This window comes from Pseudomonas sp. S07E 245 (assembly GCF_019599025.1).
GTDB classification, from domain to species: domain Bacteria; phylum Pseudomonadota; class Gammaproteobacteria; order Pseudomonadales; family Pseudomonadaceae; genus Aquipseudomonas; species Aquipseudomonas shirazensis.
Window position 1 is genome coordinate 3,786,928 of sequence record NZ_CP080625.1, and the last position, 21,012, is coordinate 3,807,939.

Consider the following 21,012-nt stretch of genomic DNA (forward strand, 5'->3'; position numbering starts at 1 on the left):
GCCTCGGTCCCGCCGGGGCGTTGTTGTTTTTGCCTACAGCATTTTGCATAGAGGGTGGCCATGTACGTCCAGATTCTTGGTTCAGCTGCCGGTGGCGGATTTCCGCAGTGGAACTGCAACTGCGTCAACTGCAAGGGTTTCAGGGATGGCTCGCTGCGCGCGCAGGCGCGTACCCAGTCATCGATCGCGCTGTCCGACGACGGCGAGCACTGGGTTCTGTGCAACGCTTCGCCAGATATCCGCGCGCAACTGCAGGCGTTTGCACCGATGCAGCCGGCCCGTGCACTGCGCGACAGCGGCATCGACGCGATCGTCCTGCTCGACAGTCAGATCGACCACACCACCGGCCTGCTCAGCCTGCGTGAAGGCTGCCCGCATCAAGTCTGGTGCACTGACATGGTCCATCAGGACCTGACCAGCGGTTTTCCGTTGTTCAACATGCTCAGCCACTGGAACGGCGGCCTGGCCTGGAACCGTATCGAACTCGAAGGCAGCTTCGTTATCCCTGCCTGCCCCAACCTCAAGTTCACCCCGTTCCCGCTGCGCAGCGCCGCGCCGCCGTATTCGCCGCACCGCTTCGACCCGCATCCAGGCGACAACCTCGGCCTGCTGGTCGAAGACCTGCGCACAGGCGGCAAGCTGTTCTACGCCCCAGGTCTCGGTCAGGTCGACAACTCCCTGCTGGAAATGATGCAGGGTGCCGACTGCCTGCTGGTCGATGGCACGCTGTGGCGTGATGATGAAATGCAGCAGCGTGGCGTCGGTACCCGCACCGGTCGCGAGATGGGTCATCTGGCGCAGAGCGGCCCAGGCGGCATGCTTGAAGTGCTGGACGGTTTCGCCAGCCAGCGCAAGGTCCTTATCCACATCAACAACACCAACCCGATCCTCGATGAAGACTCGCCCGAGCGCGCCGAAGTCGAACGCCGCGGCGTCGAAGTCGCCTACGACGGCATGAGCATCGAGCTGTAGGAGCCGCACATGAGCGACGCAACGCCGATGTCGCCTGCCGAATTCGAGCAGGCTCTGCGCGCCAAGGGCGCCTACTACCACATCCATCACCCCTATCACGTGGCGATGTATGACGGCCGCGCCAGCCGCGAGCAGATCCAGGGCTGGGTCGCCAATCGTTTTTACTATCAGGTGAATATTCCACTGAAGGACGCCGCGATCCTCGCCAACTGCCCGGATCGAGAGATTCGCCGCGAGTGGATCCAGCGCCTGCTCGACCACGACGGTGCGCCCGGTGAAGACGGTGGTATCGAAGCCTGGCTGCGCTTGGGTCAGGCGGTTGGCCTGGACCCGGAGCAACTGCGCTCGCAAGAGCTGGTGCTGCCCGGCGTGCGCTTCGCGGTCGACGCCTACGTCAACTTCGCCCGCCGCGCCAGCTGGCAGGAAGCCGCCAGCAGCTCGTTGACCGAGCTGTTCGCGCCGCAGATTCACCAGTCGCGGCTGGACAGCTGGCCACAGCATTACCCGTGGATCGATCCGGCTGGCTACGAGTACTTCCGCACCCGTCTTGGCCAAGCCCGGCGCGACGTTGAGCACGGCCTGGCGATCACCTTGCAGCACTACACCACCCGCGCCAGCCAAGAGCGCATGCTGGAAATCCTTCAGTTCAAGCTGGATATTCTCTGGAGCATGCTCGACGCCATGAGCATGGCCTATGAGCTGGACCGCCCTCCCTACCACTCCGTCACCCGCGAGCGGGTCTGGCACAAGGGGATCACACTATGAGTCTTGACCGTCAACAGGTGCCCAGCTGGCGCCCAGGCTACCGCTACCAGTATGAGCCGGCGCAGCAAGGCCACGTCTTGCTGTACCCGGAGGGCATGATCAAACTCAACGAGAGTGCCGCGCTGATTGGCGGCCTGATCGATGGCCAGCGCTCGGTCGCGGTGATCATCGCCGAGCTTTCCCAGCAGTTCCCCGATGTGCCCGAGGTCGCTGACGACATCGAGCAATTCATGGAGGTGGCCCGTGCCGAACACTGGATCGTCCTCGCCTGAAACAGCCGGCAAAGCCGGCGTCGGCCTACCGCTGTGGCTGCTCGCCGAGCTGACCTACCGCTGCCCGCTGCAATGCCCGTACTGCTCCAATCCGCTCGATTTTGCCGAGCAAGGCCAGGAGCTGACCACGGCACAGTGGTTCAAGGTCATGGCCGAAGCGCGCGAGATGGGCGCGGCACAGTTGGGCTTTTCTGGCGGCGAGCCGCTGGTGCGCCAGGACCTTGCCGAGCTGATCGGCGAGGCCCGCCGGCTGGGCTTCTACACCAACCTGATCACCTCCGGCATCGGCCTTACCGAAAAGCGCATCGCCGAGTTCAAGACCGCCGGGCTGGATCACATCCAGATCAGCTTCCAGGCCAGTGACGAGCAGGTCAACAACCTGCTCGCCGGCTCGAAAAAAGCCTTCGCGCAAAAGCTCGAAATGGCCCGCGCCGTCAAAGCCCACGGTTACCCGATGGTGCTCAACTTCGTCACCCACCGGCACAATATCGACAAGATCGACCGTATCATCGAGCTGTGCGTGGCGCTTGAGGCCGACTTCGTCGAGCTTGCCACCTGCCAGTTCTATGGCTGGGCGCAGCACAACCGCGCCGGGCTGTTGCCAACCCGTGCGCAGCTCGAGCGGGCCGAACGCATCACCAACGAGTACCGCGAGCGGCTCAAGGCAGCTGGCAACCCATGCAAGCTGATTTTCGTCACCCCTGACTACTATGAAGAGCGACCCAAGGGCTGCATGAATGGCTGGGGCAGTATCTTTCTTACCGTCACCCCCGACGGCACCGCACTGCCCTGCCATGGCGCGCGGCAGTTGCCGGTGCAGTTCCCCAATGTGCGCAAGCACGACCTTCGGCACATCTGGTATGACTCGTTCGGCTTCAACCGCTACCGCGGCTTCGACTGGATGCCCGAACCCTGCCGCTCGTGCGACGAGAAGGAAAAGGACTTCGGCGGCTGCCGCTGCCAGGCGTTCATGCTTACCGGCGATGCCAGCAACGCCGATCCAGTGTGCGCCAAGTCGGCCGAGCATGGCATCATCCTCCAGGCACGTGAGGAAGCCGAGCACGCCCATCAGGCCATCGAAGAGCTGACATTCCGCAATGAACGAAACTCCCGAGTCATCGCCCGCGGCTGAGTTCAGCGCCGCCCAGGCCGTCGCCGCCGGCACCGACTTCGCCGACCTCAAGGTCGGCGCGGCCGGGCTGTTCTGGAACGAATTCCGCCCTGCCGACGGCGCTTGCCGCCTGTGGCACTGGCGCGAGCAGCAAGCCCATTGCCTGACGCCGGACGGTTTCAGCGCACGCAGCCGTGTCTACGAATACGGCGGCGGCAGCTTCTGCCTGGGCGAAGAGCTGCTGGTATTCGTCAACGAGTCCGATCAGCAGATCTACCTGCAAGGCCTCGATGGCTCTGCGCCACGCGCCCTGACCGCTGCCGCCGACTGCCGCTATGGCGATGTGCTGTGGCATGCCGGCGCAGTGCTCGCTGTCGAAGAGCAGCACGCTGACAGCGTTGTCCACCGCTTGGTCTGCTTCGCCGATGAGGGCCGTCAAGTGCTGGCCGAAGGCGCCGACTTCTATTCGGCACCGACCCTGAGCGAAGACGGCCAGCGCCTGGCCTGGATCGAATGGGACCGCCCGGCACAGCCCTGGACCCGCACTCGATTGATGTGTCGCCAGCGCGACAGACACGGCGAGTGGACTGCCGCGCTATGCCTGGCCGGCGATATCGACCCAGAGCAGTCCTTGCAGCAACCCCGCTTCGACGGGCAAGGCAGGCTGTATTGCCTGTCTGATCGCAACGGTTTCTGGCAGCCATGGGGGGAGATCGAGGGCAATTGGAAAGCACTACCAGCAGTCGCCGCCGACCACGCCGCCGCGCCCTGGCAACTGGGTGCCAGCAGTTGGCTGGCAATCGCACCTGATAGCTATCTGGCCAGCTGGTTCGAAGACGGTTTTGCCCAGCTTGGCCTGCACAGCGGTGATCAGGTTCAGCGCTTCGCCAGCGAGTACACCCGCTTTCGCAGTCTGGCCCTGGACGACCGCCATATCTACGCCATCGCCGCCTCGCCGATCAGCCCAGCCGCAGTCATCGCCATCGAGCGTGTCAGCGGCCAGACCAGCGTGCTTAGCGGCGGTGGCCTGCCGCTGCCCGCCGAGCGGGTCAGTCGCCCGCAGCCGATCCGCTATCCCAGCGGCGACGCCCATGCCCATGGCTTCTTCTACCCGGCGGCCAACCAGCCGCAAGGCGCCGCGCCGCTGGTGCTGTTCATCCACGGCGGGCCGACCTCGGCCTGCTACCCGGTACTCGACCCGCGCATCCAGTACTGGACCCAACGCGGCTTTGCCGTGGCCGACCTCAACTACCGCGGCAGCAGCGGTCATGGCCGCGCCTATCGGCAAGCGCTGCACTTGCGCTGGGGCGAAGTCGACGTCGAAGACGCCTGCGCTGCAGTCAGTTACCTGGCGGGGCTGGGCCTGATCGACCCGCAGCAGGCGTTCATTCGCGGCGGCAGTGCTGGGGGCTACACCACCCTGTGCGCGCTGGCATTCGCCGATGTATTTCGCGCCGGCGCCAGCCTCTATGGCGTCAGCGACCCGCTGGCGCTGGCACGGGCGACGCATAAGTTCGAAGGGGATTATCTGGACTGGCTGATTGGCGATCCTGAACGAGACGCCGAGCGCTACCGCCAACGCACACCGCTGCTGCATGCCGAGCAAATCAAGGTGCCGATGATCTTCTTCCAGGGCGAACTGGATGCCGTGGTGGTGCCCGAGCAGACTCACGCCATGCTGGCGGCGCTGAAAGCTAACGGGATCGAGGCTGAAGGGCATTTTTATGCCGGTGAGCGGCACGGTTTCCGCAAGGCCGAGAACCTTGCGCATGCACTCGAGGAAGAATGGAAGTTCTATTGCCGGGTACTCGACCGTTGAGCCGAGTTCGCCGCAATTGCAACAGAGGGCCGCAGCGCGGCCCTCGTCACGTCAGCGCTTGGCGATGATATACACCGCGTGGATGATGCCGGGGATATAACCCAGCAACGTCAACAGGATGTTCAGCCAGAACGCACCGGCAAAGCCGACCTGCAGGAACACGCCAAGCGGCGGCAGAAGGATCGCGATAATGATGCGAATGAAGTCCATGCATGTTTCTCCGTCAGTGGTTACTACACAGACTCGCGCGCTTGCGCAGAGGTTCCGCAGGCACAACATCTTGCGCTAAAGGCAAAAAAACGCCCCGGGCCGAATAAGACAGGCCCGGGGCGATGCGCAGAAACGCCAGACGGTTCGTTGAAATAAGTGAGCGCTATTGCCGATCAGGCGCGCATCTCGCGACGGTTGTGCTGTTGCCCGTGCAGCCGGGCAAAGGCTCTGGCCAGCTTCAGCAGCATCTCGTCGACAAGCCCGCGGCTGATCGTCAGCGCCGGGGCAAAGCGGACTACATCAGGCTGGGGCGCCTGCAGCAACAAGCCCTCCTGCAATGCCGCCTGTACCAACGCTAGCGCCACCTCATCGTGTAACTGCAGCGCCCACAGCAGACCCTGCCCGCGCACCTCGCCATGACCATAACGGCCGGACAACCTGCTCAGACCTTCGCGCAGGTGGCGGCCGCGGTCCTTGATCTGCTCGAAGAAGCCAGGCGCGAGCACGCTCTGCAATACCGCCAGGCCGGCCGCGCACATCAGTGCATTACCGTGCTGGCTGCCTTGCAGCTCGCCAGGCTCGGCGCAGCAGGCGCTGCCGCGGGCCAGCAGCGCGGCGACCGGCACGCCACCCCCCAGCCCTGTGCCAAGGGCGATGATGTCGGCACGCACGTCATATCGCTGTTCGGCCAACAACGCACCGCAGCGGCCGATGCCGGTCAGTGCTTCGTCGAAAATCAGCAGAATGCCCAGCTCGCGGCACAGCCGTTCGACACCCTGGAGATACTCGCGGCTGGCCGGGATAACGCCGGCCTCGCCCTGGATCGGTTCGAGCATGATCGCGACTGTGCGCGAGTCGACGGCGGCGTGTAGTGCGCTCAGGTCGTTGAACGCCACCTGGCTGAAGCCCGACGTATCCAGACCGCGCCCGTGGCAGGCCTGGCTGGCCGTAATGACATGATCGGCGCCGCTGCGATGCAGTTGGCCCCATTTACGCGCCAGGCGGATCGCCGCTGCGCACGCTTCGGCACCGCTGTTGAGCAGGTACGCCTGGTCACTGCCGGTGCTCTGGCAAAGTTTCTGCGCCAGCAGCAACTGGTTGTGGTTGGTTAGCTGCCCGCCGCAGTTAAGCAATGTCTGGGCCTGAGCACTCAGCGCTTCGCTCACCACTTGCGGGCAATGGCCGAGACTGTTGCCTGCACTGCCTTGGGTGAAGTCCAGATAAACCCGACCGTCGTTGTCCCATAACCACGAGCCCTGCCCACGCACAAAAATCGGCGCAGGCAGCGCGGCGGACGCCATCAGCCATTCGCTCGATAGCGACGCGGCAGCTGCCGGTGCTGCTGGTACAGGTTCGACCACCGCGACAGCTGGCCGACGCAGCTTGAACAGATTCATCAGAACTCCAGACCGATATTTCAGCGTGGCCTATCAAAAGTGTTTTTCAGCGACTGCAACAATCGGTCGCTGCAACAGCAGGTAAATGCTTGAAAACGCCGCTAGACTAGGCACAACCGGGCACCCTGGCCATTTCGATTTCCCAGCTTTTTCGATAAGTGTTGCTTATGGATTTTCGCCAACTGCGTTATTTCGTCGCGGTCTATGAAGAAGGCCACGTGGGCCGTGCTGCCGAACGCCTGTCACTGTCGCAGCCGGCCTTGTCCCAGCAGATTCGGCAGCTGGAACACAGCCTCGACCTGAGCCTGTTCGAGCGCAGCAACAAGCGCCTGCTGCCGACACTGGCCGCGCACACCTTGTACAACCATGCCCAGCCCTTGCTCGACGGCTTGCAGCGCGCCCATGAGGCTATGCGCAGCTTCAAAGGCCAGGCACTGCGTACCCTCGCCATCGGTGTCCTGCAGACCGTCCGCCCCGGGCTGGTACCGCAGTTGCTGGAGCGCGTGCGCCGGGCGCAGCCGCACCTGGTGGTGCAGATCTACGAACTGTCGGGGCTGGAGATCGAGCGGCGTCTGCTCAATGGCAATCTGGATATCGGCATCAGCTATCTGCCGCCGCGCCAGGCAGGCCTGCACGGGCTGATGCTGTATGAAGATGAGCTGCAACTGGTCATCCCCAACACCCACCCGTTGAAGGACTTCAAGAAGGTCTCGATCAGGCAGGCAGCTGAATTGCCGCTGCTTATGCTGGGTGAAGAGTTTCAGATCCGCCAGATCTGGAAGGAGCAGCTGGCCAGCCAGGGCCGCAGGCCGCAGGTACAGGCCGAGATGAACAACATGGCGGGAATCCTCGACAGCCTGCCGCACACCTCGCTGGCAACCATCCTGCCAGGGCGCGCCAAGGCAGCGGCCGAGGATGATCAAGGGCTGCTGTGGAAGCCCCTCAGCGAGCCGCGCGTACCACTCAAGGTTGGCCTGGTGTTTCGCGATGCGCAGCGCCAACAGGCGTCGCTGGAGCTGTTGCGCACATTGCTCGAAGAAGAAACCGACGGGCGCCCGCTGGGCGTGTCGCCGCTGGACGTACTGGGCTGACGGTAAAAACCACGCAACAAAGAAAACCCCGCCTAAGCGGGGTTTTCCAGACTGTTTCCCTGACATCCCTATCGCCTCACCATCCTGGCGAGATTCCTTCGTGTCCCTGTTCTGTCCTTTACGCTTCCTGCGTTCCGTCCATGTGAGAAATATTAGCTGTGGATCCAATCTGAAGATAGAGGCGAAAAGTCACCACGTCGTGTAGGAAAAGGCTTACAAATCACCCCAGCTTTGTTACGGCATGTGATCGAGGCGTCAGAACTGCGCAGCGTCCAACAGATACAGCGACTCGCTACCCGCCTTGACTGACGCCACCAACGAATCCACCCGCGGCAGCAACCGCGCAAAGTAGAAGCGCGCCGTGCCCAGCTTGCCCTGATAGAAGGCCGCATCGCCCTCGCCTGCCTTGGCTGCCTGGGCCATGCGCGCCCACATATAGGCATAAGCGACATAGCCGAACGCGTGCAGGTACTCAACCGAAGCTGCACCGATCTCGTTCGGGTTGAGCTTGGCCTGCTCGATAACCCACTCGGTCAGCCCATCCAATTGATCCAGGGCAGTGGCCAATGGCTGAGTAAACTCGCCCAGCTCGCTATCGGCACCAGCCACGAACTGGCGAATTTCGTCGGCAAACACCTGGTAGAACGCGCCACCGCTGGCGACCACCTTACGGCCCATCAGGTCCAGCGCCTGAATGCCGTTGGTGCCTTCGTAGATCTGGGTGATGCGCGCGTCGCGCACCAGTTGCTCCTGGCCCCACTCACGGATGTAACCGTGGCCGCCAAACACCTGCTGGCCATGCACGGTGCACTCAAGCCCGGTGTCGGTCATGAACGCCTTGGCCACCGGTGTCAGCAACGCCACCAGGTCCTCGCTGCGCTTGCGCGTGGCCGGGTCTTCGCTGTACTTGGCGTTGTCCAGTTGCAGGGCGACGTAAGTGGAGAACGCCCGGCCGCCTTCGATCAAGGCTTTCATGGTCAGCAGCATGCGCCGCACATCCGGGTGGACGATGATCGGGTCGGCGACTTTGTCTTTTGCCTGTGCGCCGACTGGCGAGCGGCTTTGCAGGCGATCGCGGGCGTACTCGACGGCGTTCTGATAAGAGCGCTCGGCCGAGGCCAGGCCTTGAATACCGACGCCCAGGCGCTCGTAGTTCATCATGGTGAACATGGCCGCCAGGCCCTTGTTCGGCTCGCCGACCAGGTAGCCGACCGCGCCGTCGAAGTTCATCACGCAGGTCGCCGAGCCCTGAATGCCCATCTTGTGCTCGATCGAGCCGCAGTGGGCCGAGTTGCGCTCACCCAGGCTGCCGTCGTCGTTGACCAGGAACTTGGGCACCAGCAGCAGGGAAATGCCCTTGGGCCCCGCGGGTGCGTCCGGCAGCTTGGCCAGCACCAGGTGAATGATGTTTTCGGTCAGGTCGTGCTCGCCACCGGTGATGAATATCTTGGTCCCACTGACCTTGTAGCTGCCATCCGCCTGCGGCTCGGCCTTGGTACGGATGATGCCCAGGTCGGTGCCGGCATGGGCCTCGGTCAGGCACATCGAGCCCGCCCAGACGCCGCTGTACATGTTCGGCAGGTATTTGTGCTTGAGCGCTTCGCTGGCATGAGCGTTGATCGACAGGCAGGCGCCTGCGGTGAGCATCGGATACAGCCCGAACGACAGGCTCGAGGCGTTGATCATTTCCTCGACCTGAGCCGAGATCGCCTTGGGCATACCCATGCCGCCAAACTGCGGATCACCGCCAACACCGACCCAACCGCCTTCGGCGTAGGTCTGGTAGGCCTCGATGAAACCGGCTGGGGTGCGTACGCTGCCGTTGTCCCAGTGGCAGCCCTCTTCATCGCTGGCGCGGTTGAGCGGCGCGATGCTGCGGGCGGTGACCTTGCCGGCTTCTTCCAGCACCGCCAGAGCGGTGTCCTGGTCGACCGCCTCGGCCAGCTCGGGCAGCTGTGCCCACAGCGTGGCCACGTCGAAGACTTCATTGAGAACGAAGCGCATATCACGCAGGGGCGCTTTATAGTCAGCCATGGACAACCTCTCACTAGTCGGGTCGGGGCGGTCCTGGCAAGGACCGCGGCACTGGAGTGAAATCAGTGTAACCGAACAACTTTTGCGAGACATAGGGTCATCACGTGACCCTATAGTCAACCCCAGTCAACCTAAGTCATGCCATTCGCACAGCGCCGCGGCGTGATTGGTGGCCGAACATCACTACACAGTTACGCCCGGCAGCCTTGGCGCTGTACAGCGCCTCGTCGGCAGATTTGAGCACCGCCTCGGGGTTGCGGTGGTCGATCAAGCGTTCGGCCACGCCGATGCTGATGGTGACCGATACGGTAGCGCTGGCCGAGCCGCTGCGCCGTTGCCGGCCGGCGCTATCGTCCTGCGGGCGGCTGTTCTGGTCACGCAGCTGGATGGCGTAGTTGGCGATCATCTCGCGTACCGCTTCCAGGTGCGGCAGACACTCTTCGGCAGTCTTGCCGGCAAACACCAGGGCGAACTCTTCGCCGCCATAGCGGTAAGCCCGACCGCCCCCCGTCACTTTCGACAGCCGGCTGGCAACCAGCCGCAGCACCTGATCACCGACGTCGTGGCCGTGGGTATCGTTGAATTTCTTGAAGTGGTCAACGTCGGTCATGGCAATCACGTAGTTGCGCCCCAGGCGCTGCATACGCTCGTTCAGCGCACGCCTGCCGGGCAAGCCGGTGAGCTCGTCGCGGAAGGCCATCTGATAGGCCTCATGGGCGACCGCTGCGGCAATCATCAGCATGACCTGGCTGCACATGATGTTCAGGGTGAACGGCAGGATGAAGGTTTTCGGCAACATCCACAGCAGGCCCAGCAAGCCGATGATCTGCGCCGCATGCAGCGGTCGCGGCTGGCGCAGGTACTGCACCGCCAGCAGGATGAAAACGATGACGAAGACCGGGTACGCCAGCTGGATCAGGCTCATCCACTGACCGTGCAGCGACGGCCAGCGGATCTCCGCCAGCCAGCCCAGCAGCGCCTCCGGAAAGCTCTGCTGCAAGGCCACCGCCACGCTGCCGACGGCAAACAGTACGGCAAAGCGGGCGAGCATGTCCTGGGCCAGATGAGTGCGTTCCTGCCAGGCGGCGAACAGGCCGAACAACGCAGGTAGCAGCAGGCAGACCAGATGAAAGATCACTGCAGCGTCTTCACGCACGCGGCCGTTGTCGCGATAGAAGTCGGTCTGGGTGTCGAGCAGGTAGTAAGCGATATACACCGTGACCATCACAAACAGCTCACGCTGCCGGCGGTACACCGCGCAATAGGCGCCGCCGAGCAGCAGCACCATGGTTGGCAGCACATTGAACAAAGACGTGAAGAAGACGCTGAGGTCTCTCACATAGGCCGCCGCCAGCCCCGACACCAGTAACACCAGTGACGGCAGGAAATGGCTTACGCGTACAGCGGATAACTGAAACAAGGGTATCTCCAACCCGGCAGATCAATAATGGCATTGTGCCTTTACTTCATCGGCAGCGCACATGAATAGATGAATACACCAGATGTTTAACGGCAGGCGTGGAGCCAGGCTTAGCTTTTTCTGTGCATGGGGCTACGCGGCCCGGACGAGCGCTCACAAAAAAACCGCCTGCCGGTGAGGGCAGGCGGTTTTTGATGTTGCCAGCGCGGCTTAGATGGCCAGGCCGAAGTCTTCTTCTTTCATCGCCATCAGGTTACCGGCACCGGACAGCATGGTCGCTGCATGGGTGCGGGTACGCGGCAGGATGCGCTGGAAGTAGAAGCGTGCGGTCTGCAGCTTGGCGGTGTAGAACGCTTCTTCGCTGGTGCCGGCGGCGAGTTTTTCAGCTGCCAGACGGGCGATATCAGCCCAGAAGTAGGCCAGGCAGGCGTAGCCCGAGTACATCAGGTAATCGACCGACGCGGCACCGACCTCTTCACGGTCTTTCATGGCGGCCATGCCGACTTTCATCGTCAGTTCGCCCCACTCCTTGTTGATCGCCGCCAACGGCTCGACGAATTCCTTGACCGCTTCGTTGCCTTCCTGGGCCTGGCAGAACTTGTGCACGATTTTGGTGAAGCCCTTGAGCGCTTCGCCCTGGGTCATCAGCACTTTACGCCCGAGCAGGTCGAGGGCCTGGATGCCGGTGGTACCCTCGTAGAGCATCGAGATGCGGCTGTCGCGCACGTTCTGCTCCATGCCCCACTCGGCGATGAAGCCATGGCCGCCGTAGATCTGCACGCCATGGTTGGCGGCTTCGAAACCGACCTCGGTCATGAACGCCTTGGCGATCGGGGTCATGAAGGCCAGCAATGCATCGGCCTTCTTGCGAGCTTCTTCGTCCTTGCTGTACTTGACGATATCGACCTGCTGCGCGGTGAAGTAGACCATCGCCCGGTTGCCTTCGGCAAAGGCCTTCATGGTCAGCAGCATGCGCCGTACATCAGGGTGGACGATGATCGGGTCAGCGGCCTTTTCAGGTGCCTTGGGGCCGGTCAGCGAGCGCATCTGCAGACGATCGCGGGCGTATTTGAGGCCACCCTGGAATGCCACTTCAGCGTGGGCCAGGCCTTGCAGCGCGGTACCCAGGCGAGCGGTGTTCATGAAGGTGAACATGCAGTTCAGGCCTTTGTTGGCCGGGCCAATCAGGTAACCGGTAGCGCCGTCGAAGTTCATCACGCAGGTGGCGTTACCGTGGATGCCCATCTTGTGCTCGAGCGAGCCGCAGCTGACGCCGTTGCGCTCGCCGATGGCGCCATCGGCGCTGGGCAGGAACTTGGGCACGATGAACAGCGAAATACCTTTGGTGCCAGCAGGGGCATCCGGCAGCCGCGCCAACACGATGTGGACGATGTTGTCGGCCATGTCGTGCTCACCGGCCGAGATGAAGATCTTGGTCCCGGAAACCTTGTAAGAGCCATCCGCCTGCGGCTCGGCCTTGGTCCGCAGCATGCCCAGGTCAGTGCCGCAGTGCGGCTCGGTCAGGCACATGGTGCCGGTCCATTCACCGGTGACCAGTTTGCTCAGGTAGGTGTCCTGCTGCTCGGCGGTGCCGTGCTCGGAAATGGTGTTCATCGCGCCATGGGACAGGCCTGGGTACATGCCCCAGGACCAGTTGGCTTCACCGACCATCTCGCTGACCGCCAGGCCCAGCGACTCAGGCAGGCCCTGGCCGCCGTGAGCAACATCATGGGCCAGGCTCGGCCAGCCGCCTTCGACGAACTGTTTGTAGGCTTCCTTGAAGCCAGTCGGGGTCTGCACACCCGACTCGCTCCACTTGCAGCCTTCGAGGTCGCCAACGCGGTTCAGCGGCGCCAGCACGTTCTCGCAGAACTTGGCACCTTCCTCAAGGATCGCATCGACCATGTCGGGCGTGGCTTCCTCGCAACCCGGCAAGCTCTGGTAGTGCGCTTCATAGCCGAGCAGTTCGTCGCGAACGAAGCGAATATCACGCAGAGGGGCTTTGTATTCAGGCATTGCGATGAACCTCTTGAGGAGTCCGGTGGAGTGAGCGCCGACAGCAACCGGCACTCGGTCAAACAGTTGTTTGAAACTTACGTTTAGGTGCAAACAAAGTCAAGAAGGGACTATGGTGCCATTTACGTCGCGAAACATGGCGTATCTGCCATGTGCCCGTAAATGCAACTGCGGGCCTCACTGCAGAGGGCAACCGAGCAGACAACGGTGTTGTCTGGTCAGCGCCATCGCAGTCAGGCCCGCAGAGGTTTCAGCGAGATTAGCAATCAGGCGTAGGTGTCGATGAAGCGGCCGAGCAGTTCGTCGGAAGCCTTGGCGACTTTCACACCGAGCTCGACCTCAGTCTTGCCCAGCGCCAACTGCACCGTGCTGGTGGCCATGTCCATTTGCTGGCTGCGGTCGACGGCGCGCAAGCGCTCGGCCTGATAGTCGCTGGACTGGCTGGTGGCGGCACGTTCGACGGTGCCGTTGGCGATCTGGCTGGCGGCCTGATCAACGCGGTTCTGGCCCGCCTGAATGGCGCCAAGACCTGCGTAGTAGGCAGAGCTACCGGTGATTTCCATGTCAAAACTCCGATGACGCTGGATAACGGACAAACTTCATTAAAGCAGGCCAACGCCGAAAAGGCCCGTTTAAATCGCTAATAGCCTAGTGCCATTCGATAGACCGAGGGTATGCGCGCGGAGCTTAATCAAGCAGGTCAAGCTGCAGATGTTCGGCCACGGCATCGGCACTGGCTTGCTTGAGTTTGGGCACCCGCCCCAGGCACGGCGCGGGCAGGCGTTCAGCGAGGCTGGCCAGGTTTTCTTCCAGCCGCGAGGTGCGCGGCTCAATCACATTGGCCACCCAGCCGGCCAACTGCAGGCCATCGCGGGCAATCGCTTCGGCACTTAACAGCGCGTGATTGATGCAGCCCAGGCGCACGCCGACCACCAGGATCACCGGTAGCTTCAGCGCGATCGCCAGATCGGACAGGTTGGCATGGTCCGACAACGGCACCCGCCAACCGCCGGCACCTTCGATCAAGGTGAAGTCGGCGCCCTCTGCCAGAATCCCCTGCATCGCCTTGAGCAAAGCAGGCAGCGCCAGCGCCACGCCCGCTTCGCGCGCAGCCAGGTGCGGGGCGATTGCCGGCTCGAAAGCGAACGGATTGACCCGTTCATAAGGCAACTGGACGGTACTTTGATCAATCAGCGCTAACGCATCGGCATTGCGCAGGCCCTTGCTGGTCACCGCGCATCCCGACGCCACCGGCTTGGCCGCGAGGGTGCTCAGACCTTGCAGCCGGGCCGCATGGAGCAAGCCGGCAGCGATGGTGGTCTTGCCCACGTCTGTGTCGGTACCGGCAATGAAATACGCTTGGCTCATGTCATTCCCCAGCCTGCTGAGGCTTGCGCAGCACGGCATACACCACCTGATAGGTGGCCGGCAGGCCGGACGGCTGGCGCCAGTGTTCGTAGGCCTGCAGCAAACCCTGCATGCGCGCCCGCCCCGTTAGGCCAGCCGGCCGGCCAGGGTTGAGGTTATGCGCACCCAGCGCCTTCAGTTCATGGGTCAGGCTGCGTACATCGGGGTAGTGCAGCACCTGCGCACGCTGTTGCAGATCAAGCAGCTGCAGGCCGCTGCCGGCACACAGCCGCTGGTAATCGTCGAACCGGCGGAAGCGGTTGACGTGGACCATGCCGTCTACTGCCTGCCAACTGGCGCGCAACTCTTCCAGAGTGCCTACGCACAGGCTGCTGAACGCCAGCACTCCACCAGGGCGCAACACCCGCTGTGCTTCGCCGAGCACGCTGGCGAACTGGCTGCACCACTGCACGGCCAGGCTACTGAAAATCAAATCGACACTGGCGTCCTGCAGCGGCAGGCGTTCGGCATCGCCGACCACGTGGAACTGCGCGCCACCTTGCTGCCGAGCGTGACCTAGCATGCCTTCGGCAATGTCGACGGCCACGCCGACAGCGCCGGCAAAGCGCTCGGCCAGCACGCGGCTGAAGTGACCGGTACCGCTGCCCAGGTCGAGCCAGCGGCTTGGGGTCAGATCAGCCGGCAACTGCTCGAGCAAAGCCACACCGACGGCGCGCTGCAACGCGGCAACGCTGTCATAACTGGCAGCAGCCCGAGAAAACGACGCCGCCACCTGGCGTTTGTCAGGCAAGCCGCCCGGCAGGGTCGGATGGGACAGATCAGTCATCGCCGCTCTCGTGCAAAAAAATCTTGATGCCCGCCGCCAGGTCCTGCGGATATTCCAGCAGGAAGGCATGCGAGGTGTTTTCAACCAGACCGACCTCGACGTCCGGGACCAGCTCGCACAGCGCCTTGGCTGCCTCTGCCGGGACCAGCACATCGCTGCCGGCAAACAGGTGCAACTGCGGCCCGGTGTACTCCACCAAGGCGTCGCGGGTATCCAGCTTGCCCAACACCTCCAGGCCGCTCATCAGGTACAGCGGATCAGTGCTCGGCAGGCCGACATTGAGTTGCTTGAGCACGGCCAACTGATCCGGCGCACCCTGGGTGCACAGCGAGCGAAAGCGCTTCAGGGTGACCTGCAGATGGCTGCGACAGCCGTCGGCAAAGGTGCTGAAGGTGTCTGCCGGCATGCCGTGCGGCCAGTCGGCGCGGCTGACGAAACTAGGATTACTGGCCAGGGTCAGCAGGCCGCAGCAGCGATCACCGCGTTTGCGGGCCAGCTCGCTGGCGAGCATCCCGCCCAGTGACCAGCCACCCAGCCAGGTGTCCTGGGGCAGGGTGCGATCAAGATGGTCGACCCAGGCCTGGACATCGCCGTCGGGCAATTCCGGCAGCGCCAGCAGGTCGACCTGCAAGCGCGGATCCTGCGCGCGCAGGCTTGCCGCCAATGGATGCAGTGCAGCAGTACCCAGCCCCCAGCCGGGCAAGAGAATCAGGCGATTACGCATCGGCGCGCTCCAGTTGTGGATAACAGTCTGCCAATGCATTCAACAATAGCTGCACCTGCGCCTCGGTGTGCGCCGCGCTCAAGGTCACCCGCAGCCGCGCACTGCCGGCCGGCACTGTCGGCGGGCGGATAGCGGTCACCAGCAAGCCGCGTTCGCGCAGCATCTGCGACAGGCGCACAGCACGGCCGCTGTCGCCGATCAGGATTGGCTGAATCGGCGTCTGGCTGTCCATCAGTTGCAGGCCGATCTGCTCTGCGCCCTCGCGGAACTGGCGGATCAACGCCGCCAACTGCTCGCGCCGCCAGCTTTCGTCACGCAGCAGCTGCAGGCTCTTGAGCGTGGCGCAGGCCAGCGCCGGCGGTTGGCTGGTGGTGTAGATGTAGGGCCGAGCGAACTGCACCAGTGCCTCGACCAAGTCATCACTGCCGGCAACAAACGCACCTGCGGTGCCGCAGGCTTTGCCGAGGGTGCCGATCAACACTGGCACCTGATCCAGACCAAGGCCGAAGTGCTCGACGATTCCGCCGCCGTTGGCGCCCAGGGTGCCGAGGCCGTGGGCATCATCGACCATCAGCCAGGCATTCGCTGCGCGGGCGGTCGCGGCCAGTGCGGGCAAGTCGGCGAGATCGCCATCCATGCTGAACACGCCATCGGTAACCACCAGGGTATTGCCGGTCGCCCGCTGCAGGCGGCTGGCCAGGCTCTGCGCATCGTTGTGCAGATAACGATTGAAGCGCGCACCGCTGAGCAGGCCGCCATCGAGTAGCGAAGCGTGGTTGAGGCGGTCTTGCAGCACCGTATCGCCCTGCCCGACCAATGCGGTAATGGCACCGAGGTTGGCCATGTAGCCGGTGGAAAACAGCAGCGCACGCGGCCGCCCGGTCAGCTCGGCCAGGGCTTCTTCAAGCTGGTGATGCGGGGTGCTGTGGCCGATGACCAGATGCGAAGCACCGCCACCGACCCCCCAGCGCTCGGCGCCGGCGCGCCAGGCAGCGATCACCTCAGGGTGATTGGCCAGGCCGAGGTAATCATTGTTGCAGAAGGCCAGCAGCGGCTGGCCATCGACCACCACCTGCGGCCCCTGCGCGGTCTGCAGCAGCGGCCGTTGCCGATACAGGTCGGCCGCACGCCGTTCGGCCAGGCGCGCGGTGAGGTCAAAGGCCATTTCAGGCCGACGCTGCGTCGTAGAACATCTCGCTGCTGCGCTGCTCGACCAGGGCCTGCTCGATGGCTGCCTGATGCACTTCGTCAGCATGCTCTTCGCGCGCTTCCGGCTTGATCCCGAGGCGGGCGAACAGCTGCATGTCCTTGTCGGCTTGTGGGTTGGCCGTGGTCAGCAGTTTTTCGCCGTAGAAGATCGAGTTGGCCCCGGCCATGAAGGCCAGCGCCTGCATCTGCTCATTCATCTGCTCACGCCCGGCCGACAGCCGTACGTGCGACTTGGGCATGAGAATCCGCGCGACCGCAAGCATACGGATGAAATCGAATGGGTCGACGTCGGCTTCTTCAGCCAGCGGCGTGCCGGCAACCTTGACCAGCATGTTGATCGGTACCGACTCAGGATGCTCGGGCAGGTTGGCCAGCTGAATCAGCAGCCCGGCGCGGTCGTCCAGCGACTCACCCATGCCGAGGATGCCGCCGGAGCAGATCTTCATGCCGGCGTCGCGCACATAGGCCAGGGTCTGCAGGCGCTCGCTGTAGGTGCGGGTGGTGATGATGCTGGTATAGAACTCAGGCGAGGTGTCGAGGTTGTGGTTGTAGTAGTCCAGGCCAGCCTGAGCCAGCGCGACAGTCTGGTCCTGGTCCAGCTTGCCGAGGGTCATGCAGGTTTCCAGGCCCAATGCCTTGACCCCTTTGACCATCTCCAGCACGTAAGGCATGTCTTTGGCCGACGGATGCTTCCAGGCCGCGCCCATGCAGAAGCGCGTCGAGCCAATGGCTTTGGCGCGGGCGGCCTCTTCCAGCACCTTTTGCACTTCCATCAGTTTTTGCTTTTCCAGCCCGGTGTTGTAGTGGCCGGACTGCGGACAGTATTTGCAGTCTTCCGGGCAGGCGCCGGTCTTGATCGACAGCAGGGTCGAGACCTGCACACGGTTGGGATCGAAATGCGCGCGGTGCACGCTTTGCGCCTGGAACAACAAATCATTAAAGGGCTGCTGGAACAGCGCCTTGACCTCGGCCAGGCCCCAGTCGTGACGTGTTGTAGCAATTGTGCTGGCGCTCATCGGCGTTTCCTTATCTAGGCTCTGACTGGCGCGCAGGCCAAGAAAGCCGCCAGCGCATCACGGATAGGCGCAATATTTACGGAAGGGCCATGGACTGTCAACCAATACTCAGATGGCTGGTTTACAAGTGTACAAATATTAATCAAATGTGTTTGCTGTGTGATGAACACGCTTATCAGCCCTACCCGCTGTGCAGCGCCTGCGAGCAGGAATTGCCCTGGCTGGAGGAACAATGCCTGCGCTGCGCGTTACCGCTGGCCATTGCCGGCCTGTATTGCGGCCCCTGCCACCGCAGGCCACCGGCCTTCAGCCAGGTGATTGTGCCGTGGCATTTCGGCTTCCCGCTGGACAGCCTGATCAGTCGCTTCAAGCATCGCGGGCAGTGGCCCCTCGGTCGTTTGCTGGCGGGCTTGCTCGGGGATGCGTTGGCGCATCGCTACGCCGAAGGCTTGCCCAGGCCGGAATACTTGTTGCCAGTGCCTTTGGCGGCGCGTCGGCTGCGCCAGCGCGGCTTCAATCAGGCCGGTATGCTTGCGCGCTGGCTGTCAGGCCAACTGGGCATCGCCTGCAACGAGCGCTGGCTGCTGCGCACTCGCGACACCCCGGCCCAGCAAAAACTCGGCGCCAAGGCGCGCCGGCGCAATCTGCGCGAGGCGTTTACCCTGGCGCCAGGCGTTGATGTCGAAGGGCGGCACCTGGCAGTGGTCGACGACGTGCTGACCACCGGCGCCACTGCCCAGGCCATTGCCAAGCTGCTGCGCAAGGCCGGCGCCCAGCGGGTCGATGTCTATTGCCTGGCGCGCACGGCCAAACCTGGCCAGGCCTGAGCGGGCGCCGGGGTTGACTGATGACGCTACGGGAGGCAACTTCGCCAGTCTCACACCGCCTGGCTCAAGCGCATGTCTCTGCCCACCCAGCTCACCCAACACATCGCCCGCCGCCCGCAGCGCATCGCCCTGCTGCAGCACATCGCCGAGCAGGGCTCGATCACCCGCGCGGCGAAGGCTGCCGGGATCAGTTACAAGTCCGCCTGGGACGCCATCGACGAGCTCAACAACCTTGCCGCGCAGCCCCTGGTCGAGCGCAGCACCGGCGGCCGTGGTGGTGGCGGCGCGCAGTTGTCGTCAGAGGGCCAGCGCGTGCTGCGCCTTTACTTGCGCCTGCAAGCGCTGCAGGCGCAAGTGCTCGAGGCCGCCGAACACAGTAGCGACCTCGACCTGCTCGGCCGGCTGATGCTGCGCACCAGCGCGCGTAATCAGTTGCAGGGTGAGGTCAGCGCAGTGAGCAGCGAAGGTCGGCATGACCGGGTGACCCTGGCGCTGAGTGGCGGGCTGCAGATTCAAGCGCTGATCACCCGCGACAGCACCGAGCGGCTGGAACTGGCGCCAGGCAGCCAGGTAGTGGCCTTGCTCAAGGCCGGCTGGGTGCACCTGCTCGGCCCGGAGGACACCGCAGAACCAGGCAGCAACACGCTCGGCGCCACGGTCGCCGAAGTGCTCGCTGAAGAAGAGGCCAGCTGCGAAGTGCGCCTGCAACTGAGTAATGGCCAGACCCTCTGCGCTTTTGCCGAGAGCCAGTGGCTGACAGCTCATGGGGTGACCACCGGCAGCGAACTACGTGCGCAGTTCCATCCGGCTTATGTACTGCTGGGCGTGCCGGCCTAGCGACCTCCGGTGCGCGGGGTAATGGAGTACCATGGTGCTCACGATGTCGCCCTGCGGAGCTCCAATGTCCCACCCTTTCGATACCCTCACCCCCGACCTGGTCCTTGATGCGGTAGAAAGCCTGGGCTTTCTCAGCGATGCCCGCGTGCTGGCGCTCAACAGTTACGAGAATCGGGTCTATCAGGTGGGCATCGAAGACCAGCAGCCGCTGATCGCCAAGTTCTACCGGCCGGGGCGTTGGACCGACGCACAGATCCACGAAGAACACGCCTTTACCGCCGAGCTTGCCGACTGCGAAGTGCCGGTCGTGGCGCCAATCAGCCATGAAGGCCAGAGCCTGTTCGAACATCAGGGCTTTCGCTTTGCCTTGTTCCCACGCCGCGGCGGCCGGGCGCCAGAGCCGGGCAATCTCGACCAGCTGTATACCCTAGGCCAGTTGCTCGGGCGCCTGCACAAAGTCAGCGCCACGCGGCCGTTCGTGCACCGTGAGTCGCTCGCTGTGGATAACTTCGGGCATGCCTCGCTGCAGACCTTGCTCGACGGCAACTACGTGCCCAAGGAACTGCTGCCAGCTTATGAATCGGTCGCTCGCGATCTGCTCAAACGGGTTGAAGCGATCTACGCGCGCACCCCGCACCATACCATCCGCCTGCACGGCGACTGCCACCCAGGCAACATCATGCACCGCGAAGACGCCTACCACCTTGTCGATCTGGACGACTGCCGGACGGGCCCGGCAGTGCAGGACCTGTGGATGATGCTCGCCGGCAGCCGCGAAGAACGCCTGGGCCAGTTGGCCGAGCTGATCGACGGCTACAACGAGTTCCACGACTTCGACCCGCGCGAACTGCCGCTGATCGAGCCGCTGCGGGCCTTGCGTCAGTTGCACTACAGCGCCTGGCTGGCGCGGCGCTGGGACGACCCGGCGTTCCCGCGCAGCTTCCCCTGGTTTGGTCAGCCGCGTTACTGGGGCGATCAGATCCTTGCCCTGCGCGAGCAGATCTCGGCGCTGGACGAAGCGCCGCTGAAATTGTTCTAGGAGCAGGTGCAGGTCTGTCTACAATAGGTGCTGTTATTTAGCTACCTAAGCAAGGATTC

Annotated in this window: 20 protein-coding genes; 9 read left to right on the plus strand and 11 right to left on the minus strand. The window is 63.4% G+C overall.

The genetic code is table 11. The annotated features are described in order from the left end of the window. Positions 1-60: 60 nt before the first annotated feature. Genes pqqB through K3F44_RS17505 form a run of 5 tightly spaced genes read left to right on the plus strand, consistent with a single transcriptional unit; the run spans position 61 to position 4,939 of the window. Positions 61-972, plus strand: coding sequence for a pyrroloquinoline quinone biosynthesis protein PqqB (gene pqqB / locus K3F44_RS17485; RefSeq protein WP_101322409.1), 912 nt, complete (start codon positions 61-63; stop codon positions 970-972). A gap of 9 nt (positions 973-981) precedes the next feature. Next, on the plus strand, positions 982-1,737 hold the full coding sequence (gene pqqC / locus K3F44_RS17490; protein WP_101322410.1) for a pyrroloquinoline-quinone synthase PqqC: 756 nt from the start codon (positions 982-984) through the stop codon (positions 1,735-1,737). Then, the gene (pqqD, locus tag K3F44_RS17495) at positions 1,734-2,009 is read left to right on the plus strand and encodes a pyrroloquinoline quinone biosynthesis peptide chaperone PqqD (RefSeq protein WP_101322411.1); all 276 of its coding nucleotides are present in this window, start codon (positions 1,734-1,736) and stop codon (positions 2,007-2,009) included. Before pqqC ends, pqqD begins: the two co-directional genes overlap by 4 nt. Beyond that, a complete protein-coding gene (pqqE, locus tag K3F44_RS17500; RefSeq protein WP_220632664.1) occupies positions 1,981-3,141 on the plus strand; it encodes a pyrroloquinoline quinone biosynthesis protein PqqE in 1,161 nt (386 codons plus the stop codon). The genes pqqD and pqqE overlap by 29 nt, the downstream gene beginning before the upstream one ends. After that, positions 3,107-4,939, plus strand: coding sequence for a S9 family peptidase (locus tag K3F44_RS17505; RefSeq protein WP_220632665.1), 1,833 nt, complete (start codon positions 3,107-3,109; stop codon positions 4,937-4,939). Before pqqE ends, K3F44_RS17505 begins: the two co-directional genes overlap by 35 nt. A 51-nt stretch (positions 4,940-4,990) precedes the next feature. Here the strand turns inward: K3F44_RS17505 and K3F44_RS17510 are convergent, their stop codons facing one another. Continuing rightward, a complete protein-coding gene (locus K3F44_RS17510) occupies positions 4,991-5,149 on the minus strand; it encodes a YqaE/Pmp3 family membrane protein (protein WP_101322414.1) in 159 nt (52 codons plus the stop codon). A 173-nt stretch (positions 5,150-5,322) separates the two neighbouring features. Further along, complete coding sequence (locus tag K3F44_RS17515) at positions 5,323-6,546, minus strand: aspartate aminotransferase family protein (protein ID WP_220632666.1); 1,224 nt, start codon at positions 6,544-6,546, stop codon at positions 5,323-5,325. A gap of 167 nt (positions 6,547-6,713) precedes the next feature. Between K3F44_RS17515 and K3F44_RS17520 the strand changes: the two genes are divergently transcribed. Continuing rightward, on the plus strand, positions 6,714-7,637 hold the full coding sequence (locus K3F44_RS17520) for a LysR family transcriptional regulator (protein ID WP_220632667.1): 924 nt from the start codon (positions 6,714-6,716) through the stop codon (positions 7,635-7,637). A 255-nt stretch (positions 7,638-7,892) separates the two neighbouring features. Here the strand turns inward: K3F44_RS17520 and K3F44_RS17525 are convergent, their stop codons facing one another. The 9 genes from K3F44_RS17525 to bioB form a co-directional block, all read right to left on the minus strand. Next, a complete protein-coding gene (locus K3F44_RS17525; RefSeq protein ID WP_150573412.1) occupies positions 7,893-9,671 on the minus strand; it encodes an acyl-CoA dehydrogenase C-terminal domain-containing protein in 1,779 nt (592 codons plus the stop codon). 136 nt (positions 9,672-9,807) lie between these two features. Next, complete coding sequence (locus K3F44_RS17530) at positions 9,808-11,091, minus strand: diguanylate cyclase (RefSeq protein WP_101322418.1); 1,284 nt, start codon at positions 11,089-11,091, stop codon at positions 9,808-9,810. Positions 11,092-11,301: 210 nt separating this feature from the next. Continuing rightward, the gene (locus K3F44_RS17535) at positions 11,302-13,107 is read right to left on the minus strand and encodes a phenylacyl-CoA dehydrogenase (RefSeq protein ID WP_101322419.1); all 1,806 of its coding nucleotides are present in this window, start codon (positions 13,105-13,107) and stop codon (positions 11,302-11,304) included. Positions 13,108-13,373: 266 nt separating this feature from the next. Then, entirely contained in the window at positions 13,374-13,670 is a 297-nt protein-coding gene (locus tag K3F44_RS17540) for a pyrroloquinoline quinone biosynthesis protein PqqE (protein WP_101322420.1), read from the minus strand. A gap of 124 nt (positions 13,671-13,794) precedes the next feature. After that, entirely contained in the window at positions 13,795-14,475 is a 681-nt protein-coding gene (gene bioD, locus K3F44_RS17545; RefSeq protein ID WP_101322421.1) for a dethiobiotin synthase, read from the minus strand. A 1-nt stretch (position 14,476) separates the two neighbouring features. Next, complete coding sequence (bioC, locus tag K3F44_RS17550) at positions 14,477-15,301, minus strand: malonyl-ACP O-methyltransferase BioC (protein WP_220632668.1); 825 nt, start codon at positions 15,299-15,301, stop codon at positions 14,477-14,479. Then, positions 15,294-16,025, minus strand: a complete 732-nt coding sequence (locus K3F44_RS17555) for an alpha/beta fold hydrolase (RefSeq protein ID WP_101322423.1) — start codon at positions 16,023-16,025, stop codon at positions 15,294-15,296. Before K3F44_RS17555 ends, bioC begins: the two co-directional genes overlap by 8 nt. Next, entirely contained in the window at positions 16,018-17,190 is a 1,173-nt protein-coding gene (gene bioF / locus K3F44_RS17560; RefSeq protein WP_220632669.1) for an 8-amino-7-oxononanoate synthase, read from the minus strand. The genes K3F44_RS17555 and bioF overlap by 8 nt, the downstream gene beginning before the upstream one ends. Before the next feature lies 1 nt (position 17,191). Beyond that, positions 17,192-18,250, minus strand: coding sequence for a biotin synthase BioB (bioB, locus tag K3F44_RS17565; protein WP_150571154.1), 1,059 nt, complete (start codon positions 18,248-18,250; stop codon positions 17,192-17,194). An 89-nt stretch (positions 18,251-18,339) separates the two neighbouring features. On the opposite strand from bioB, the gene K3F44_RS17570 reads away from it, so the two are divergent. The 3 genes from K3F44_RS17570 to K3F44_RS17580 all read left to right on the plus strand — a co-directional run bounded on the left by K3F44_RS17570 (position 18,340) and on the right by K3F44_RS17580 (position 20,953). Further along, positions 18,340-19,077: a ComF family protein gene (locus K3F44_RS17570; RefSeq protein WP_220632670.1), complete on the plus strand. Its 738-nt coding sequence runs from the start codon at positions 18,340-18,342 to the stop codon at positions 19,075-19,077. A gap of 72 nt (positions 19,078-19,149) precedes the next feature. Next, positions 19,150-19,914, plus strand: coding sequence for a TOBE domain-containing protein (locus tag K3F44_RS17575; RefSeq protein ID WP_181089440.1), 765 nt, complete (start codon positions 19,150-19,152; stop codon positions 19,912-19,914). A 64-nt stretch (positions 19,915-19,978) separates the two neighbouring features. Continuing rightward, the gene (locus K3F44_RS17580) at positions 19,979-20,953 is read left to right on the plus strand and encodes a serine/threonine protein kinase (protein ID WP_220632671.1); all 975 of its coding nucleotides are present in this window, start codon (positions 19,979-19,981) and stop codon (positions 20,951-20,953) included. Positions 20,954-21,012 lie beyond the last annotated feature (59 nt).

Coding starts and splice junctions, on each gene's coding strand:
- K3F44_RS17540 (WP_101322420.1), bottom strand. CDS start 13,670: ATGGAAATCACCGGTAGCTCTGCCTACTACGCAGGTCTTGGCGCCATT.
- K3F44_RS17525 (WP_150573412.1), bottom strand. CDS start 9,671: ATGGCTGACTATAAAGCGCCCCTGCGTGATATGCGCTTCGTTCTCAAT.
- bioF (WP_220632669.1), bottom strand. CDS start 17,190: ATGGCCTTTGACCTCACCGCGCGCCTGGCCGAACGGCGTGCGGCCGAC.
- pqqB (WP_101322409.1), top strand. CDS start 61: ATGTACGTCCAGATTCTTGGTTCAGCTGCCGGTGGCGGATTTCCGCAG.
- K3F44_RS17515 (WP_220632666.1), bottom strand. CDS start 6,546: ATGAATCTGTTCAAGCTGCGTCGGCCAGCTGTCGCGGTGGTCGAACCT.
- K3F44_RS17570 (WP_220632670.1), top strand. CDS start 18,340: ATGGACTGTCAACCAATACTCAGATGGCTGGTTTACAAGTGTACAAAT.
- bioB (WP_150571154.1), bottom strand. CDS start 18,250: ATGAGCGCCAGCACAATTGCTACAACACGTCACGACTGGGGCCTGGCC.
- K3F44_RS17520 (WP_220632667.1), top strand. CDS start 6,714: ATGGATTTTCGCCAACTGCGTTATTTCGTCGCGGTCTATGAAGAAGGC.
- pqqC (WP_101322410.1), top strand. CDS start 982: ATGAGCGACGCAACGCCGATGTCGCCTGCCGAATTCGAGCAGGCTCTG.
- bioC (WP_220632668.1), bottom strand. CDS start 15,301: ATGACTGATCTGTCCCATCCGACCCTGCCGGGCGGCTTGCCTGACAAA.
- K3F44_RS17510 (WP_101322414.1), bottom strand. CDS start 5,149: ATGGACTTCATTCGCATCATTATCGCGATCCTTCTGCCGCCGCTTGGC.
- bioD (WP_101322421.1), bottom strand. CDS start 14,475: ATGAGCCAAGCGTATTTCATTGCCGGTACCGACACAGACGTGGGCAAG.
- K3F44_RS17575 (WP_181089440.1), top strand. CDS start 19,150: ATGTCTCTGCCCACCCAGCTCACCCAACACATCGCCCGCCGCCCGCAG.
- K3F44_RS17555 (WP_101322423.1), bottom strand. CDS start 16,025: ATGCGTAATCGCCTGATTCTCTTGCCCGGCTGGGGGCTGGGTACTGCT.
- K3F44_RS17535 (WP_101322419.1), bottom strand. CDS start 13,107: ATGCCTGAATACAAAGCCCCTCTGCGTGATATTCGCTTCGTTCGCGAC.
- K3F44_RS17505 (WP_220632665.1), top strand. CDS start 3,107: ATGAACGAAACTCCCGAGTCATCGCCCGCGGCTGAGTTCAGCGCCGCC.
- K3F44_RS17580 (WP_220632671.1), top strand. CDS start 19,979: ATGTCCCACCCTTTCGATACCCTCACCCCCGACCTGGTCCTTGATGCG.
- pqqD (WP_101322411.1), top strand. CDS start 1,734: ATGAGTCTTGACCGTCAACAGGTGCCCAGCTGGCGCCCAGGCTACCGC.